Source organism: Roseivirga spongicola, from assembly GCF_001592965.1.
Lineage (GTDB): Bacteria > Bacteroidota > Bacteroidia > Cytophagales > Cyclobacteriaceae > Roseivirga > Roseivirga spongicola.
Window position 1 is genome coordinate 436,559 of the sequence record NZ_LRPC01000012.1, and the last position, 18,277, is coordinate 454,835.

The following is an 18,277-nucleotide window of genomic DNA, read 5'->3' on the forward strand; positions in this document are numbered from 1 at the left end:
AGCCAAAGCTGTAACGAACAGAAATGTGGGCCTGTGCCAATTCATTATTCAATATATAGCTTGATATGGAAAATACTTAAATAATCTTGTAACTAGAAGACAATAAAAACTACAATTCTAGTTATTAAATCGGTGGGCATTTTTGCCTACCTTGATTTCTCTTAATCGTCCTCCAAATTTTTGTAAAATGCACAGCAAAATCACTTTTGTCCGAACCCTCTGTCTCCTCTCTCTACTCGTTTTTTTAGCTGCTTGTCAAACCCGTAAAAAGGCACCGGATGCCTATGACCGGGTGGCAGATGAGCAGTACTCTCAAGTTATTGCTGCCTACACTTCAGGTAAAATTTCCAGTCGATCGGTGATTACACTGCAATTGGCTGAGAATGTCGAACCTTCTAACCAGAAGAAGGATGTACTCTCTTTCTCACCTTCAATTAAAGGTGAAGTGCGTTGGGTGACACCAAAGGTTTTGGAATACAGACCAGCCAATCCATTGCCTAATGGGGCATCTTATGTCGGCACGCTGAAACTGGATGGATTGGGTATTGAAGAAGCCACCAACCTGAAACCTTTCGAGTTTGTCTTCGACATCATTGAGCAGGATTATGATTTGGACATAACGGGCATCAACAGCGATGAGGCCGATCCTATGCGCAAGCAGGTGGTTAAGGGTACTTTCACCACAGCCGATTTTGCTGATACCATTGCGCTGGCCAAGGCGGTTATTTTTAAGCAGGAGGGGAAGAGCTTAAAGGTTAATTGGGAGTTCGATGAAACCACTGGTAAAAATCACTCTTTTACCGTGCTATCTGTCGATAGAAAGGACAAAGCTTCCAAAGTAGATTTTAAGGTAGATGGTAAAAGCTTTGGGGCGAATAGGAGTCGTAATGGAAGCATTAATATTCCTTCTCTCAACGATTTTTCGGTCATCAGCACCCGGATTCAGAAAAGCGGAGATCCTTATGTGGTACTGAACTTCTCCGACCCGCTCAATGAGCGTCAGGACCTTACAGGACTCATTACGCTGGAAGATGACAACAATCCAAGATTTTCAATTGAAGGCAACGAGGTAAGGGTATACCCTTCCACCGACCTGAATGGAGATAAGTTGGTGCAAGTCTATGAGGGCATTCGCAACCAGCTGGATTTTAAGATGGCGAAGGGTTATCAGCAAGTCGTCAACTTCAGCCAGATTAAACCAGCCCTTAGACTGACCCATTCCGGTACCATTTTGCCTAGTTCCGATGGACTTATTCTCCCTTTTGATGCGGTGAATGTCCGTGCCGTTGACGTGACCATCATCAAGATCAATGAATCCAATGTTTTCCAGTTTCTGCAAGTGAACCAATTAGGTGGAAACGAACAACTAAGAAGAGTAGGTAAACCGATTGTGAATAGGGCTGTCTTGCTAGATGAAGCAGGAGTAACTGATTTCAGTAAATGGAACCGATTTACTCTCGATCTGGCCAATATGATCAACCCGGAGAGAGGTGCTATTTATCAGGTTCGGGTGAATATTCGTAAAGAATATTCTCTGTATAACTGTGGCGAAAAACAATCTGAACTGAGCCTGGAAGGACAAATTGAAGAGGACAACTGGGATGAATTTGACATCTCAGATCATGGAGATTACGATAGCTATTACAACTACAATTACGGAAGAAATTACAACTGGCGCGAGCGGGATAACCCCTGCCATGAGAGCTATTATGCCGGAACCGAAAGGATGGTTTCAACCAATATTCTGGCTTCAGACTTAGGGCTGATCGCCAAATTAGGCAATGACAGAAAGCTCACTGCTTTTGTAACCGATCTGAAAACCACCGAGCCTGTGTCAGGTATTCAGGTGAAGGTCTATGACTTTCAGCAGGAGGTGTTGCAAACCCTACAGACAGATGCCAGTGGAAAGATTGAACTGGATACTGACAGGAAACCATTTTTGCTGGAAGCTATCCGAGGTGTCGAAAAGGGCTACCTGAAACTGACTGATGGAACCTCACTCTCTGTCAGCAATTTCAATGTAGGTGGAGCCAAGGTTGAAAGAGGTATTCAGGGCTTTATTTATGGAGAAAGAGGCGTGTGGAGACCTGGAGACCCGATTTACCTCGATTTCATTCTCGAAGACAAAGACAATAATATTCCCGATGATCATCCGGTGGTACTGGAATTCCTCGACCCATCTGGAAACCTGAAAGACAGAAAAGTCAGCACTCAGTCAGTTGGAGGTTTCTATCATTTTCAGCTACAGACATCAGACGATGACCCGACCGGAAACTGGCTAGCACGGGTGAATGTGGGAGGCTCTATCTTCAATAAACGGGTGAAAATTGAAACCATCAAACCTAATCGACTCAAGATTAATTTCGATTTGGGTAAAGATAAAATCACTGCGGGCACTCAGGAAGTGAATGCTAAACTCAATGTGAAATGGTTAACTGGTGCTACTGCGAAAAGCTTAAAGGCGGAGTTCGACCTCTATCTGAATCCAGCCAAAACTACTTTCAAGGATTTCTCCGGCTACTCCTTTGACGATGAAGCCAAGGAATACTATCCGGAAACAGAGCGCATTTTTGAGGGCAGAGTGGATGCTACGGGCAATGCCAACGTGCCGATTAGCCTCGTTACTCAGCCCAATGCTCCCGGTATGCTGATGGCTACTTTCAGCGGAAAAGTGTATGAGCCGGGAGGAGATTTCAGCATCGATCAGTTTTCGGTGCCTTTCTATCCATACACTCATTTTGTAGGTCTCAAAAAACCTGAAGGCGATAGAAGAGGTCAGTTGCTGACTGATAAAAAACATGTAATGGACATTGTATCAGTAGATGCAGAAGGTAATCCTATAGATCGCTCCGATCTGATTGTCGAAGCCTTCAAGCTGCAATGGCGCTGGTGGTGGGATAGGTCAGGCGACAATCTGGCCTACTACGTGAGCAGAAATGAAAACAGTCCATATTTCAGACAAAAAGTGACTACCAAAAATGGTAAAGCTCAGGTGCAATTGAGCATTCCAAATAATGACTGGGGCCGCTATTATATCCGGGTAAGAGATACCAAATCAGGTCATTCTGCTGGTTCTACAGTCTACTTCGATTGGCCGGGTTGGGCAGAAGCTAATAATCGTCCGGGTGGGGCATCATTGCTTAATTTCTCAACCGACAAGGAAGATTATAAGGTAGGTGAAAAAGTAACCCTAAGAATTCCGGCAAGTACCAAAGGACGTGCTCTAGTCAGCATTGAAAATGGAAGCAAGGTGATTGATGCGCATTGGGTGGAGACCAAGAATGGATCGAATGAATTCAGCTTCGAAGTCACTCCTGAAATGGCGCCCAATGTCTATGTGAATGCCACTTTGCTGCAACCTCATGCGCAAACCAGAAATGACCTGCCCATCCGATTGTATGGCATTGTGCCCATTAATGTAACAGACGACAAAACCGTTCTTCGACCTGAAATATCAATGGCCGATGTATTGAAGCCGGAAGAATCATTCAAGGTGGAAGTAAAAGAAACCAATGGCAAGCCGATGACTTATACTATTGCTGTGGTCGATGAAGGTTTGTTAGATATCACCCGTTTCCAGACCCCAAATCCGTGGAGCACTTTCTATGCCCGTCAGGCTTTGGGTGTGAAGTCATGGGACGTGTATGATGAAGTCATCGGAGCATTTAATGGAGATTTGTCCAGACTCCTGGCGCTCGGAGGCGATGGTTCAGGGGCCAAACCTGAAAGTGCGAAGGCAAACAGATTCAAGCCCGTTGTCAAACATTTGGGTCCATTCAAACTGGAGAAAGGAAAAACCGCAAGTCACACCATCCAAATGCCGAATTACATTGGTTCCGTCAGAACTATGGTGATTGCTGGAGATAATGGTGCCTACGGAAATACTGAAAAGGCTACTCCGGTGAGAAAACCCTTAATGGTACTTGGTACACTTCCTCGTGTGTTGGGTCCTGGTGAACAACTGAACCTGCCTGTGAGCGTCTTCGCTTTGGAAGATTTTGTGAAGGAAGCTGAAGTGGAAGTGAAAGTCAGCGGCCCATTACAATTGGCTGATGCCGCGAAGAAAACTTTGACTTTCGCAGTTTTGGGTGATGAACTGATCGATTTTGGATTGGAAGTGAAGCCTGAACTTGGCGTTGGAAAGGTGGAAATTACGGCCAGATCAGGAAGAGAAGTGGCTACTCACACCATTGAGATTCAGGTGAGAAATCCGAATCCACCAGTTACATATGTACTTCAGGCCTCTATTCAACCAGGGGAGAGCTGGCAACAGACCTACGAAGCGATAGGAATGAATGGTACCAATTCCACTCAGCTGGAACTTTCTATTCTTCCTCCAATTAACCTTGGTAAAAGACTGAATTATCTGATCAGCTATCCGCATGGATGCATTGAGCAGACAACTTCTTCCGCTTTTCCGCAGCTATTCCTTTCAGATATCATGGATCTGAGTGAAAGTAAGCAAAAGGAGATACAGCGAAATATTATTGCCACTATCGACAGACTAAGCAAGTTTCAGACTGCTGAGGGAGGCTTTGCCTATTGGCCGGGTCAGAGCGATGATAATGACTGGGGTACCAATTATGCAGGACATTTTATGCTGGAAGCAAAGGACAAGGGATATAATATTCCCACGGCCCTTTTCAATAACTGGAAAAGCTATCAGGGCAAACGAGCCAGACGCTGGGCCCGACATGGTCAGTATAATGATGACATCGTTCAGGCATACAGACTTTATACCTTGGCCAAGGCACAATCCCCTGAATTGGGAGCTATGAACCGCCTACGTGAAGATTCGAATCTAAGTCTTGAAGCCAAATGGAGATTGGCCGCAGCCTATGCGCTCACTGGAAGAGCTCAGGTGGCCAGGGAGATGATCAACAGCCTGCCTAAAAGTTCGACTAAGAAGGATTACTATTATTACTATGGTTCTGTATTGCGCGATAATGCCATGATTCTGGAAGCTATGGGTTTATTGAATATGCAGCAGGAAGGAATGAACCTTCTCAGATCTGTTGCAGAAGGATTAAGCGAAGACCGATGGATGAGTACCCAGACCACTGCTTATGGATTATTGGGAGTTATCAAGTTTGTTGGCCTGAATGGTTCTGCTTTTGGAAATAGCCTTCAAGCTGAGTACACGGTGAGTGGAGGGAGAAAGGAAACGCTTAACACGGCCAAGCCTATTAAAGTGGCCGAGTTAGCCAATGACCAGCAAAGCGGTCAGGTGAATGTAAAAAACAATGGTCAGTCTATACTCTTTGTCAGGGTGATTCAAAGAGGCCAGCCCCTGACCGGCAATGAGACCAGCGGTAGTTCCGGACTGCGACTTCAGGTCAACTATTTCGATAGAAATAATGTGCCGATTGATCCTTCTAATCTGGCCCAGGGAACTGACTTTACAGCTGAGATCACAGTTTACAGCACCGGCAGTCAGGGAGTCTACCGCGACCTGGCTTTGTCTCAGATATTTCCTTCAGGTTGGGAAATTCTGAATGACAGGTTGAATGAAATCCCAGGTGCTTCAACTGCAAATAACTATACCTACCGAGATATCCGGGACGACAGGGTCTACACTTATTTCGACTTGAGAGCGAATGATTCCAAAACCTTCAAGGTGAATCTCAATGCCACTTATGGAGGAAGGTATTACTTACCTGCAGTATCGGTTGAGGCTATGTATGATAATACTATTTATGGCCGTGAGGCAGGTAAATGGGTTGAGGTGAGAGGAGTGAATTGATTTTGGATTGATGAATGTTGAATGATGAATGTTGAGTTCAGTGCTAGAGTGATTAAGAAAGCCCCCATCCAAACCTTCCCTCATGGGGGAAGGCTTAGCAGACTGCCAGAGTTGATATTATCAGTCAATTCTGGCAGTTGGTAGTGCCCCTCTCCAAGGAGAGGGGTTAGGGGTGAGGCTAAAAACGGAATTGTGATCAAACGAATCAAAAAATATCGAAAAGCATTAATGGTGACCCTGCTCATACTGGGAGTGGGCTACTATTTCTGTTTGCCGAAAACACTGTTCGATGATCCTTATGCCACTGTTGTTAACGACAGAAGTGGAGCGCTGCTCTCAGCCAGAATTGCCAATGACGGTCAATGGCGATTCCCTGAACTGGACTCCCTTCCTCAAAAGTATGTCACGGCTTTACTAAGTTTTGAAGACAAGAGATTTTATTATCACCCTGGAGTTGATCCGCTAGCATTTGGTCGGGCCATTAAGCAGAATGTGCAGGCTGGAAGAATTGTCAGTGGAGGCAGTACGCTTTCCATGCAGGTCATCCGACTGCATAGAAAAGGGAAGGATAGGTCGATTTTTGAGAAGTTGATTGAAATGGTGCTGGCCACCCGATTGGAGCTGCGATACTCCAAAGAAGAGATTCTGAGACTATATGCTTCACATGCGCCTTTCGGAGGTAATACAGTGGGGCTTAATGCCGCTGCCTGGCGATACTTCGAAAGAAATCCGGCACAACTTTCCTGGGCGGAGGCGGCACTGTTGGCGGTGTTGCCTAATCAACCTGCTATGCTCTATCCGGGTAAAAGTGTAGATCCGCTCAAGTCCAAAAGGGATAGATTACTCCAAAAACTATTTGAAGGAGGTGAGATGGATGAAACCGATCTTGAGTTGGCTCTATCAGAACCTCTACCGAGAAAACCCCAGGATTTGCCTCAACTGGCGAGTCATTACACTAATTTCCTGATCAGTTCTGGTCAGGAGGGCAAGCAGATACAATCTGGCCTGGATATTCATACGCAGCGAGATGTAGTGAATATTCTGAATGCGCACCATCAATTGCTGAAAACTGAAGGAATTCATAATGCTTCTGCCATTGTGCTCGATGTTCAAAGGAATGAAGTACTGGCTTATGCCGGAAATGTGATGGGTGCTGGTTCTGAGCATCAGGAATTTGTAGATGTGATTCAGGCTCCTCGAAGTACGGGTAGTTTATTAAAACCCATCCTTTATGCGAGTCTTCTGGATGGAGGTCAGATTTTGCCCCAAACACTAATTCCCGATGTGCCCATGTTCTTTGGAGATTTTGCTCCGCAGAATTTTTCCAGAACCTATGACGGTGCCGTTCATGCCGATATGGCCATTGCCCGTTCCCTGAATATTCCTGCGGTAGAAATGCTGAAGATGTATGGTTATCCGAAATTCCATCAGAAGCTCAGAGACATGGGAATGAGTACGCTCAATCGTCCGGCAGGACATTACGGATTATCGCTAATTCTTGGAGGTTCTGAAGGCACACTTTGGGACCTAACGAACATGTATGCTGGCATGTCCCGCACTTTGAGCCATTTCAATAGAGAGCGGTATAGGGAAGGGGATTTTGAGTTTGCTAGGTTACAGAGTTCTAAGTTCGCGAGGGATTCCGCTCCCGATGCCTCGGGACGTGGGAATGACAAATCAAAAAATGGGAATGACATTCCAAATCATCTTTCTGCCGCTTCCATTTGGTTTGCCTTTGAAGCCATGCTGGAGGTTTATCGTCCGAATGAGGATGCTGCTTGGAAGCTGTATTCCAGCGCCAGCAAAATTGCCTGGAAAACAGGGACAAGCTTTGGGTACCGCGATGGCTGGGCCATTGGTATTACCCCTGAATATGTGGTTGGTGTCTGGGTTGGCAATGCGGACGGAGAAGGCCGCCCGGGTCTCACAGGGATCAAGGCCGCAGCGCCCATTATGTTCGATATCTTTGATCGATTGCCTGAAACCACTTGGTTCAACATGCCGAGAGCGGAGCTGGTTACAGCCGCGGTAGACAGGGAAAGTGGCTATCTCGCTTCGCCTTATTCCAGCCAGATTGATACTGTTTTTATCCCAAAAGTGGGTTTGCGCACTGCTTCTTCACCTTTCCATCAACTGGTGCATCTGGATGCATCACAGAAATTTCAGGTAAATGCAGGTTGTGTGCCTTTGTCAGAAATGGTCACCAAGAGCTGGTTTGAGCTACCGCCTAAGCTGGCCTACTACTACAAGATGAAAAACCCGACTTATGCCGAACCGCCTCCTTTTATGCCGGGTTGCGAGACTCAATTGACAAGACTGAAAGCTATGGAAATGATTTATCCTGAGCCAAATGCTTCATTCTACCTGCCGGTGGAGCAGGATGGTCAATTAGGTAAGATAGTCTTTGAAGCTACCCATCAAAACCGAACCACCAAAGTACACTGGCATTTGGATGGTGAATACCAGGGCTATACCCAAAGTGAGCATGTTATGTCGTTCCAGCCCAACAATGGCAACCACCGACTGGTACTGGTTGATGATTTAGGGAATGAGTTGGTAAGGAGATTTGAGGTGTTGAAGAAAAGTGAAGAGTGATTGGTTGATGAGAAATCTAGTGTTAGTCCACCCCCTGCTTCGCTACCCCCGCCAGCGGGGGACAATGAGCCCGATGCGATGGCCGACTGCAAGAATGTCCTCCTCTGGAGGAGGTGTCCGCAGAACGGAGGAGGATTAATATAAATTCTTTTATTTACCCTTTGCGTTCTCCGCGTCCTTGGCGGTTTAAAATTTACCGCAGACTTCGCTAAGAACGCAAAGAAACTTTCGACCTCAGACTTCGTGTGATTTATTCCTAGGGATAACCTCGTCAGTTCCTTTGGAGACTCTTCGCTACAAGCGGTCTTGCTTATCAGCCGACCGCTTTACGCTCTGAGTGACGCTTACCAGAACTGCATTGACTGATTTCTGTTTTCTGATTTCTCTTCTGACTTCCGACTATTTCACCCCTAACCCCTAAAGGGGAATTACGGCATCGATCCTGTTGGAGACTCTTCGCTACAATCGGTCTTCCTTATCAGCGGACCTCTTTACGTTCTGAGTGACGCTTACAGCGGTCGCCTTCCTATTTTCTGATCAACTGATTTTCGGTCTTCGGTCTTCTGACTTCCGACTATTATCACCCCTAACCCCTAAAGGGGCAGCACTGTAACGGTTCAGATGCAATGACCGGCTTTCAAACTTCCGTCCTCCGTCTTCTGACTTCCGACTTAATCCTTCAACCTATCCTTAAACATCGCTCTTAGCTTATTCACTTTTGGGGTGATGATGGCTTGACAGTAAGGTTGCTCTGGGTTGTCGTTATAGAAGTTCTGATGATTTTCATCGGCTTTGTAGAATGCAGCTGGTCCGGTAATTTCTGTAACAATTGGATCGTCAAAGTACTGAGCCATTTCTGCTTTTACTTCTTCAGCTATTTTAAGCTCCTCTTCATCGGCTGCAATGATGATAGAACGATATTGAGTTCCCATATCATACCCTTGTCTGTTGAGCGTAGTAGGGTCGTGGGTAGAGAAGAAAATTCTCAATAAATCGGCATAAGAGAGTTCTTTCGGGTTGTAGGTAATTTGAATGACCTCGGCATGATTGGTTCTACCGCTGACAACTTCTCTGTAGGTTGGATTACTGATTTGTCCACCAGCAAAGCCCGATTCTACTTTGCTAACCCCTTTTACTCTTTGGAAAACGGCTTCTGTACACCAGAAACAGCCTCCGCCAACAATAGCAGTAACTTCCGTTAGTTCTGTTGAAAGCAATTTCATTGAAGCTGAGTTGACGCAATAACGTAATCCGCTGGGTTCTGGTCCATCAGGGAAAACATGCCCTTGATGAGCATCACATGTATTGCACATGATTTCAACTCGAATCATGCCGTAGGTTGTGTCCTTTTCGTATTTGATGGCATTTTGCTTTACAGGTTGAGTAAAGCTTGGCCAACCGCTACCTGACTCGAACTTTACTCTGGAATCAAAAAGGGCAGTGCCGCAACAAACACAGCCGTAAAGCCCGGGTTCATGTCTCTCACAAAACTCTCCGGTTCCGGCTCTTTCGGTTCCTTTTAAGCGGGCAATTTGAAACTGCTCGGGAGTGAGAATCTCTTTCCATTCAGCATCAGTCTTTTCGACTCTTCTGTCGGGTTGAGGATTTCCATTGTTGGCAAATTTGATAACATCTGACCAGGTAAGCATAGGCAATCGGTTTATGGCAAAAGGAACAAGTACTTTCACCAGAAAGTTTATTGATCGCCCAAATATCGGTTAAACTCTGCAATTAGCTTATCCTTTTCGCTAGGCCGTGGTGCATCTTTATTCACTAGCTGACCATTGTGGTAGATCATATAATGTGGAAGAGCCGGAATGTTAAGTTCTTCCATTTTTGTGGTATATCCTGCATTATCTATTCTAAAATGAAGTCCGGTGTTTAGTTCGTGTCTTTTCATGGAATTTTCCCATGGCAAGTCTTTACGATCGGCAGATAGATAAACATAGATTAATTGATCAGAATCAAATTCAGTTTGAATCTCTTTGGAGTAAGGCATTTCCTTAATACAAGGGGCACACCAACTAGCCCAAAAATCGACATAAATTACTTTATCCTGCTTAGAGGCTACTAAAGCTTCCAAAGAGGTTGATTCCCCTTCTGTGTTTATCAATTTTAAATCGTTATCAATAGAGAATTTGATGTTATACTTATCAATCAAGTGATTATACATGGCTGTATCTTGATATTGATTCTTGAACTTATTGAGGTATTCCCATCGGGTCTCAATTGGGAAATAACCAGCATCTTTGAAGATATATTCGACATAATAATACTGAGCCTTCATCTTTTCTATTTGGCTTAAATGTCTTGCCACCTGAACCGAATCATAGGCCTGTGGATAGTTGGTAATTCTACCTCCGGAAGCTTCAGTTTTATACTCGTAATAATCTGCTTTTTTGTTGAATTCGGCACGTATAGAACTGATAAAGTAAGAAGTGTAGCGGTTGGAGTAGAGCAGCGAATCGTTTCTTAAATTGAAAGAAGTTGGCAGCTCATTTCTTACTCGGTTTATTGCTTCTGTGTATATAGTAGTTGCATTTGCCTCTATTTCGGGATTTAATCTGTTCTCAACGGCTATGATTTCTGCAAGCTGGAAGTATTGATTCAAGACTCGGTATTGGTATTGTCTTTTATCAATAAGCCCTTTCGCTTTAAGAGACTGAAGCATTTCCATTTTTTTATCAAACTCTTGAGTGAAGTTCTTGAGATTGACTTCTTCTTTTTTCTTCCTGATCTGTTTGTACTCTTCAAGATTCTTTCCCTTCTCTCCGAAATAGTTCAGTAAGGGTTGTTTTTCAATGAACATGGCTGCTGTGAATTCTGAAGTCGCAATACTATCACGTTCAATTAAGTCAAAGTTGGTAACACGGAATCCTTCCGATCTATTTTGAACATATGCGATGGGTTTGCTGCCTTCATAATCGAATAAAACGGTGTCTCCTTTTTGGAAAAGATATTTAAGCTGATCTACACCTTTATAGTAGAGGCCTACTTCTACCCATTCTCGTCTGCTGAGAATAATAACTGTATCGATTTCTGCTTCAAAGTCGATATGAAGTCGTTGAGTAATTAGGTTGTCATCTATAAACTCAATCTCATCGCCAGTTTGAGTGGTATAGAAAGAAGGCTTGGTAGCGTTGGGTTTATAATATGCACCATTCTGGACAGGGTTTTTAAAAATTAGAGTGATCTGATTCTGCTTTTCTTTCTCTTCAATGGCAGTTTCTGAAGGCTTGTCAGAACATGAGAACAAAATCAATAGGCACAAAAAAAGGAATGATGTGTGTTTCATTCCTTTAAGTTAGATGTTTTTGTTAACTACCCAATTAGTTGTCTATTTCTTCCAATAGCTTCTCAATTTTTTGGGTTAGCTCTTCGGCCATATCCCTTAAATCTTTAGGAGAATTATTGGGAATAGAATCAAGAGGGCTTTGAATGTCTACGGCCAGACCGTTTTCTTCTTTTCTAATCACCACATTGCAAGGCAACTGAATACCAATGGTCGGGTCTAGTTGAATAGCTTCATAGGCTAGGCTCGGATTGCAAATTTGCAGCTGCTTATAAAGCCCGATGTCTTTCCCAATCTTGTTTTGCAGTGTTTCTTGAAAATCTATTTCATGAAGTACGCCAAAGCCAATCTCTTTAAAATTAGACTTGAGAAGTTCTTCTAAATGTACTTCGTCAAATCCTTCAAAGTTTCGGCTTATGGTGTTCATGACTCTTTATTTTGTGTTAAAAGTTCTGTCTCAATCACTTCTTTCATTGTTGCTTTTGGCAATGCACCAGCTTGCATCATAGGTTCTCTTCCGTCTGCAGGAATAAATAGCAAGCTCGGAATGCTGCGAATACCAAACATGGCACTCAATCGCTCTTCGGCTTCAGTATCTACCTTATAAATGTCTATTTGAGGGTATTCGGCTGCCAATTCTTCTAAAATAGGGGCCACCATTTTACATGGTCCGCACCAGTCGGCATAGAAATCGATAATAGCTGGTTTTTCACCAGCAAACTTCCATTCTTTTTCTGTTTTATAATTAAAGACTTTGGTTTCAAAGTCTGCTAAATTCAATTGTTTCGTTTTCATATCTTCCATTTTCTAAATCAATAAGGAGTATAGAGTGGTTATGGTTCCATCTAGAAATTCGGAATGTAACTTAGGTGACATTCGGCAAAAAGTCTAAAACTATGGTTTGTGGGATAGATTACGGTAGTAAAATGGCAGGTACAACGAGTGTTTGCTATATAAAGGAAGGCGTGGTAAAAATTGAGCGATCGACTAAAAAGCAAGATGCTGATGCCATGATTCTAGCTTTTTGTCAGAGAGAGCAGCCCGAGTTAATCGCATTAGACGCACCATTGTCATTGCCAGGAGTTTATTCCGCAAAAGATGGTTTTCAAGATTACTTTTACCGTGTTTGTGATAAGGAGCTAAAGGCTATGTCGCCCATGTTTTTGGGTGGCTTAACTGCGCGAGCCATGAAATTGAAGGCGATGCTTTCTGAAATTAAGATTATTGAGGCTTACCCAGTGTTTAGAGCGAAGGCTCTGGAGTTGCATAAATTTGGCTACAGAGGCAAAACGCCCGATATTAAGGCCATACTTAACAAATTAGGAGGAGTATTTGCAACAGCTGAAATATTATCTTCTCATGATATGGACGCACTACTTTGCTTAGAAATAGGTCAACGTTTTCTTCAGAAAAAGACTCAAAGATCTGGACTAGTTGAAGAAGGTGTCATTTATTATTGAACGAAGGAATAAAACTTATCGGGTTGTTCTTTTTCAGTCGATGAGCCTCTGCTTCTAACTGCTCTATTTCTTGAATGAATAGCTCTTCATAGCCCTCCATCCATGTTCTGAAATCACTATTTCCTTGATGTTTTCTGGTAATGTAGTTTAAAAGTAAGCCAATGTTGAACTTTCTGGCTTTGATGCCGGCATTGGCTAAACTGGCATCTTCTGCGTTACATGCCTGCTCGTATTGACCCTTTACTGGTACCATCAGTACTGGTTTGTCTAAATACATGGCTTCACAGATTGACTCAAAGCCAGCGGTAGATGCATAGCCAATACAGCCCGACATAAGTTTTAGGAACTTTTGATCATTAATATGATGAAAAGTGAGGTTGGGATTTGGAGACCATTCGTCTGGAAACTCTTTATTATCCCAAAAGCAGTGAAGCTTGATTTTCTTGTTTCGCGAATGCCATTTAATTATTTCATCGCTGTAGCCTTTGTTTACTACATAAGCTAAGATGTAATCTTCGTTTTCAGGAGACAGCTTTAATACTTCAGTCCGTAAAAGTGGAGGTACAATGCTCAGTTTATTATTTGTGCTTTTTAGCTTTCTAAATGAAAGAGCGAGTTTCTTATGAGTATTAAATGAAGTGATTTTGTTGTTGATTCTGTAAGCCCATTTTTGTGTGCTGTAGCCTTTGGCAAATGGAAACTCAGGATGTTCTGCCAAGTATTGATGAGCTATGCTTATGCGTTTGGCTTTTGGTCTGAAAAGAAGGAAGTACCAGCCACCCATAACATCGTAGAAATTGACAATTACATCGGGTTGATGTACGTTTTTTGCTCGATTGATCTTATTGAGCTGTCTAATGAAAACTGGAATTCGAACTAAGTTGAAAAGCAATGACTTCCATACATTAATAGACTTGCTTTTCTTATCGTAATAGAAATTTGGGCTTTTTACTGGGTGAAGTTCAGCAGAGGTTTTTTGTTTGAAAAAGGCTGGTATTTCTCTTCTATTGCTAGTACCTATAACCGTAGCACTTACCGTATGTCCTGCATTTGATAGTATCTGTTCTAGCGCTAATGCTTGAGTCATATGTCCACGGCCTTCGCCCTGAACGATGAACATTACCTTCATACCTAAGCTTTATTTACTTTCAATTCTGATTCTGCCTCACCTTCTTCGAAATAGTCTTTAAGCGCAATGGTTTTGCTTTCAGACTCTTTGTCTTGCTTCTCTTTCTGATCGCTTTCAGTATAATAAACCAAGCTCCATTCGCCTTGCATGTCCTCAACAAGGGCAGTCATAGACTCAACCCAATCTCCTGAATTCATATAGTGAATACCGTCAATCACTTTCAGTGCAGGTTGATGAATATGACCACAGATTATGCCGTTGCAGTCTTTGTAGCGAGCCATTGAGGCCAGTTGCGTCTCAAAATCGTCTATGTACTTAACTGCTTGTTTCACCTTGCCTTTCACCTTTTGAGACAGAGAAAAATAGGGGAGGCCCTTTTTCATTCTTCGGTAGTTGTACTGCCTATTTAGCCAAAGCAGAAAGGTGTAACCAATGTCTCCTAACTTTGCAATCCACTTAAATTGAGAAGTTACCGAATCGAAAACATCGCCATGAGTAATGTAGTACTTCTTGCCGTTAGACTCATAAATCATGTCTCTGGCAATCTTCAAGTTGCCTACAGTGAAGGGTAGAACCTGATCTAGGAAGTCATCATGATTGCCTCGGATGTAAGTGATTTTGGTGCCGTCTTCCTCAATCATTTTGAGGATTTTGGTGAAGAAGCGCGTGTGCTTACGTTTCCACTTACCTGATTTACGAAGCTGCCATCCGTCTATGATGTCTCCGTTCAGGATAAGGTTTTTGCACCGATATTGCTTCAGAAACCTAACCAGCTCCTTGGCTTTGGAGCCTTTGGTTCCGAGGTGCACATCGGACACAATAATGGTTTTACACTCGTTCTTCACTGTCTGGGTATTTGGGGTTCGGGTTAATACAATATCACCCTTTTGTGTGACCCCTCTGTGACCAGTGAATTATTAGAATGTAATAATTAGGTAGAGTAAAAAATACTAAGGTAAAACTGGCTTAATACCAGAAATTATTTGGTTTGCTCTTCTATATATTTGACAGCCTGGCCAACGGTTTGAAGCTTCTCTGCATCACTATCGGGAATTCGTATATCAAAAGTTTGTTCAAACTCCATTACGATCTCCGCATAGTCTAGCGAATCAATTCCTAAGTCTTTTATAAAGTTGGCATCGAGGGTGGCCTCTGTAGGTGCAATTCCAATTTTTTCAACAAGTATTTGAGTAACCTTTTCTAGCGTATTGCTCATTCGATTAGTGGTCAATTAGATGGCGGAAGTTAAGCCATTTCAATAAAAACTAAAACCTTAAAGTAAATTCTGTCCCCTCTTGAAGTACTGAACGGACGGTGATTGCACCTCCATGCTTTCTCATTATTTGTTTAGATAATGACAAGCCAATCCCCGAACCTTGTTTTTTAGTAGTAAAGAATGGAATAAATATTTTGCCTAAAGCTTCTTCATCTATACCAGATCCATTGTCTCTGATTTTCATAGTTGGTCTTCCGTATTCGTTTACAAAAGCGTTAATAATGATCATTTTTTCCTCTTCATTCTCGTTTAAGGCATGCATAGCATTCTGTACTATATTTATTAATACCTGATCTATTAACTCTTTGTCTACATGAATTTTCAGGTCTTTCGGATTAATATTCACGACAAACTGAATACCTCGAGTTTCCATTTCATGAGCCAGAAGCACTTTGATATGGTCTATTACCTTACTGAATTCAATTTCCTGAATTTTAGGCTCTGGAATTCTGGTGAGATTTCTGAAGTCTGACACAAAACGGATTAGTCCTTCGCTTCTGCGCTTAATAGTTTGCACCGCTAGGTAAATATCTTCCAGTTCCTCTTTTTCTATAGGTACATCATCTTCAATGTTATCTACCAGATTTACTTCAACGGTATTTGCCAAAGAGGAGAGAGGGGTAACGGAATTCATGATCTCATGGGTCAGTACCCTAATCAGGTTCTGCCAAGCGTCCATTTCTTTTTCTTCCAGTTCTGACTGAATGTTTTGAATAGATACTAGTTTGAATTCCTCACCTCTTAAAACCAACTCTATCACATAAATGGAGAGCTGAGTTCGGGTACCTTCGTTGGTAAGTTCAATTAGCGCACTACCTCCAGTTTTAAGCTTAACTAGAGATTCAACGAGTTTAGGACTTACTTTGCTCAGCTCAAAGATGCTATTTAATGAGTCTACACCAATCAGTTTTTTGGCCGCACTGTTAATAATCTGAATTTCTCCTAGCTTATTGAATGTAACAAGACCAATGGCTACGTGTTGTACTATTGTTCTGAAATAGTGATAGTTAGCCTCTTTTTCGGCCCTGATTTCCCTAAACTTTCTAATTACTGTATTGAACTCATTATACAGCTCATTCATAGATTTACCTCTCCCTGAAGAGGGGTAAGTTGTTGTGAAGTCATCGTATTTGATTGAGCTCAAAAACGAGGCTATCTCTCTGTTCGTCTTATCCAGTGTTCGCACCAGAAAGTAAATCTGGACAATAATAAGGCCTGCAATAAAAACGGAGTTCACAGTATTAGGAACCTCATATATGATATAGGCCAAAAGAAAGATAGAGAGAACCAGTAGTGCTACTCTAATAAGAATGACAAATCTTAAGTTTTTAAAGCCCATGCTTTTCTAGTCTTCTATACAGAGAAGCTCTGGTTAGGCCCAATTCTTTGGCAGCTTTAGAAATGTTTCCTGAATGCTTGTTGATGGCTCTGAGAATTACATTTTTCTCAACATCATCTAGGTTTAAGTTGTCGGCTGCTTCATTCTGATTATCTGCTTTCTGAACCAAAAAGAAGAAGTCGTCAGGCATAAGTACATTGCCTTCACTCATGATAATGGCTCTTTCTATGGCATGCTGCAATTCTCGGATGTTTCCGGGCCACGAGTACTTAGAAAGCTTTTTATAAGTAGAAGGAGCTATTTTCTTCTGTGGCTTTCTGTATTTCTCTGAGTATATTTTCACAAAGTGGTCGGCCAACAGGTTAATGTCGTCTTGACGCTCTCGTAAAGGAGGTAAATGAATTTCTACAGTATTAATTCTGTAGAGTAAATCTTGTCTGAAAGTGTTTTCAGCCACCATGTCGTATACAGGCATGTTAGTGGCGCAGATCAGTCTGATATTGACATCTATAGGTTTGTTAGTTCCTATTCGTGTTACTTGTCTGCCTTGTAAAACCGTTAATAATTTAGACTGAAGCGGCATGCTCAGGTTTCCTATCTCATCTAGGAAGAGAGAGCCTCCCTGGGCTACTTCGAACCTTCCTGCTCGGTCTTCTTTAGCGTCTGTAAAGGCACCTTTTTTATGTCCGAATAGCTCCGATTCAAAGAGCGTTTCAGTAATAGCACCCATATCAACACCTACAAAAACATTGTCTTTTCGGAGGGATCGTTTATGAAGTGCTCTAGCCACTAGTTCCTTACCCGTTCCGTTTTCCCCTAGAATTAAGACGTTTGCATCTGTTTGAGCTACCTTATCTATAATGCTAAAGACATTCTTCATTGCAGGGCTATCACCAATGATATCACTGAACGGTTTGTTAATATCGTCTTCTAGCTGCTTTTTGGCACTCTTAAGCTTTTCTACCTCTTTATAGCTTTGCTTAAGTTTTATGGCCGATGAAAGTGTAGCTATTAACTTTTCGTTTTGCCAAGGCTTTAATACAAAGTCTGTAGCACCTTCCTTTAGTGCTTTAACTGCCATTTCTACATCTCCGAAAGCTGTGATTAGAATTACTACCGCTTTTGGGTCGGCTTCAAGAATTTGTTGCAACCAATAAAACCCTTCCTTACCACTAGTAGTATCATGGCTAAAATTCATATCTAAAAGAATAACATCGTAAGTTCCATTATTCATTAAGAATGGAATCTTCTTTGGGTTTTTCTCTATTATGACCTCTTTGGCATGTTTCTTCAATAGTAGTTTAGCCGCAATGAGTACATCTTCATCGTCATCGATGATCAAAATTTTTCCTAATTCTTTCTCCACAAGCTTGGGTTTTGCTGTTTATCAACTGAAATAGTGCCAATAGGCATTACGGCTCAATTTAGAAGATTCTGTCTAAA

12 protein-coding genes are annotated in these 18,277 nt (G+C 42.5%); 3 read left to right on the forward strand and 9 right to left on the reverse strand.

Annotation, left to right across the window (positions count from 1 at the left end; genetic code table 11):
• The first annotated feature begins 187 nt into the window (after positions 1 to 187).
• Positions 188 to 5,743, forward strand: coding sequence for an alpha-2-macroglobulin family protein (locus tag AWW68_RS09845; protein ID WP_068220159.1), 5,556 nt, complete (start codon positions 188 to 190; stop codon positions 5,741 to 5,743).
• 192 nt (positions 5,744 to 5,935) lie between these two features.
• Complete coding sequence (gene pbpC / locus AWW68_RS09850) at positions 5,936 to 8,338, forward strand: penicillin-binding protein 1C (protein ID WP_068220162.1); 2,403 nt, start codon at positions 5,936 to 5,938, stop codon at positions 8,336 to 8,338.
• Between the two features lie 671 nt (positions 8,339 to 9,009).
• Here the strand turns inward: pbpC and AWW68_RS09855 are convergent.
• From AWW68_RS09855 to trxA, 4 genes are read right to left on the reverse strand one after another with little or no spacing between them, the layout of a single operon-like run.
• Positions 9,010 to 9,987, reverse strand: a complete 978-nt coding sequence (locus AWW68_RS09855) for a bifunctional methionine sulfoxide reductase B/A protein (protein WP_068220164.1) — start codon at positions 9,985 to 9,987, stop codon at positions 9,010 to 9,012.
• 47 nt (positions 9,988 to 10,034) lie between these two features.
• Positions 10,035 to 11,633 (reverse strand): TlpA family protein disulfide reductase, encoded by a 1,599-nt coding sequence (locus AWW68_RS09860; protein WP_084375645.1) that lies wholly within the window; start codon positions 11,631 to 11,633, stop codon positions 10,035 to 10,037.
• A 34-nt stretch (positions 11,634 to 11,667) separates the two neighbouring features.
• Complete coding sequence (locus AWW68_RS09865) at positions 11,668 to 12,057, reverse strand: DUF302 domain-containing protein (RefSeq protein ID WP_068220169.1); 390 nt, start codon at positions 12,055 to 12,057, stop codon at positions 11,668 to 11,670.
• Positions 12,054 to 12,425 carry a thioredoxin gene (gene trxA / locus AWW68_RS09870; protein ID WP_068220810.1) on the reverse strand — a complete coding sequence of 124 codons (372 nt, stop codon included), beginning with the start codon at positions 12,423 to 12,425 and terminating at the stop codon, positions 12,054 to 12,056. The genes AWW68_RS09865 and trxA overlap by 4 nt, the downstream gene beginning before the upstream one ends.
• Before the next feature lie 74 nt (positions 12,426 to 12,499).
• Between trxA and AWW68_RS09875 the strand changes: the two genes are divergently transcribed.
• Entirely contained in the window at positions 12,500 to 13,090 is a 591-nt protein-coding gene (locus tag AWW68_RS09875) for a DUF429 domain-containing protein (protein WP_157717601.1), read from the forward strand.
• Here AWW68_RS09875 and AWW68_RS09880 read toward each other — a convergent pair.
• From AWW68_RS09880 to AWW68_RS09900, 5 genes are all read right to left on the reverse strand, one after another.
• On the reverse strand, positions 13,077 to 14,219 hold the full coding sequence (locus tag AWW68_RS09880) for a glycosyltransferase family protein (protein WP_068220175.1): 1,143 nt from the start codon (positions 14,217 to 14,219) through the stop codon (positions 13,077 to 13,079). The two genes, AWW68_RS09875 and AWW68_RS09880, sit on opposite strands and share 14 nt — an antisense overlap.
• A 2-nt stretch (positions 14,220 to 14,221) precedes the next feature.
• Positions 14,222 to 15,064, reverse strand: a complete 843-nt coding sequence (locus tag AWW68_RS09885; protein ID WP_068220178.1) for a UDP-2,3-diacylglucosamine diphosphatase — start codon at positions 15,062 to 15,064, stop codon at positions 14,222 to 14,224.
• 134 nt (positions 15,065 to 15,198) lie between these two features.
• Entirely contained in the window at positions 15,199 to 15,435 is a 237-nt protein-coding gene (locus tag AWW68_RS09890; RefSeq protein WP_068220180.1) for an acyl carrier protein, read from the reverse strand.
• Positions 15,436 to 15,484: 49 nt separating this feature from the next.
• A complete protein-coding gene (locus AWW68_RS09895; RefSeq protein WP_068220183.1) occupies positions 15,485 to 16,834 on the reverse strand; it encodes a sensor histidine kinase in 1,350 nt (449 codons plus the stop codon).
• Positions 16,824 to 18,200: a sigma-54-dependent transcriptional regulator gene (locus AWW68_RS09900; protein ID WP_068220186.1), complete on the reverse strand. Its 1,377-nt coding sequence runs from the start codon at positions 18,198 to 18,200 to the stop codon at positions 16,824 to 16,826. Before AWW68_RS09900 ends, AWW68_RS09895 begins: the two co-directional genes overlap by 11 nt.
• Positions 18,201 to 18,277: the final 77 nt, after the last annotated feature.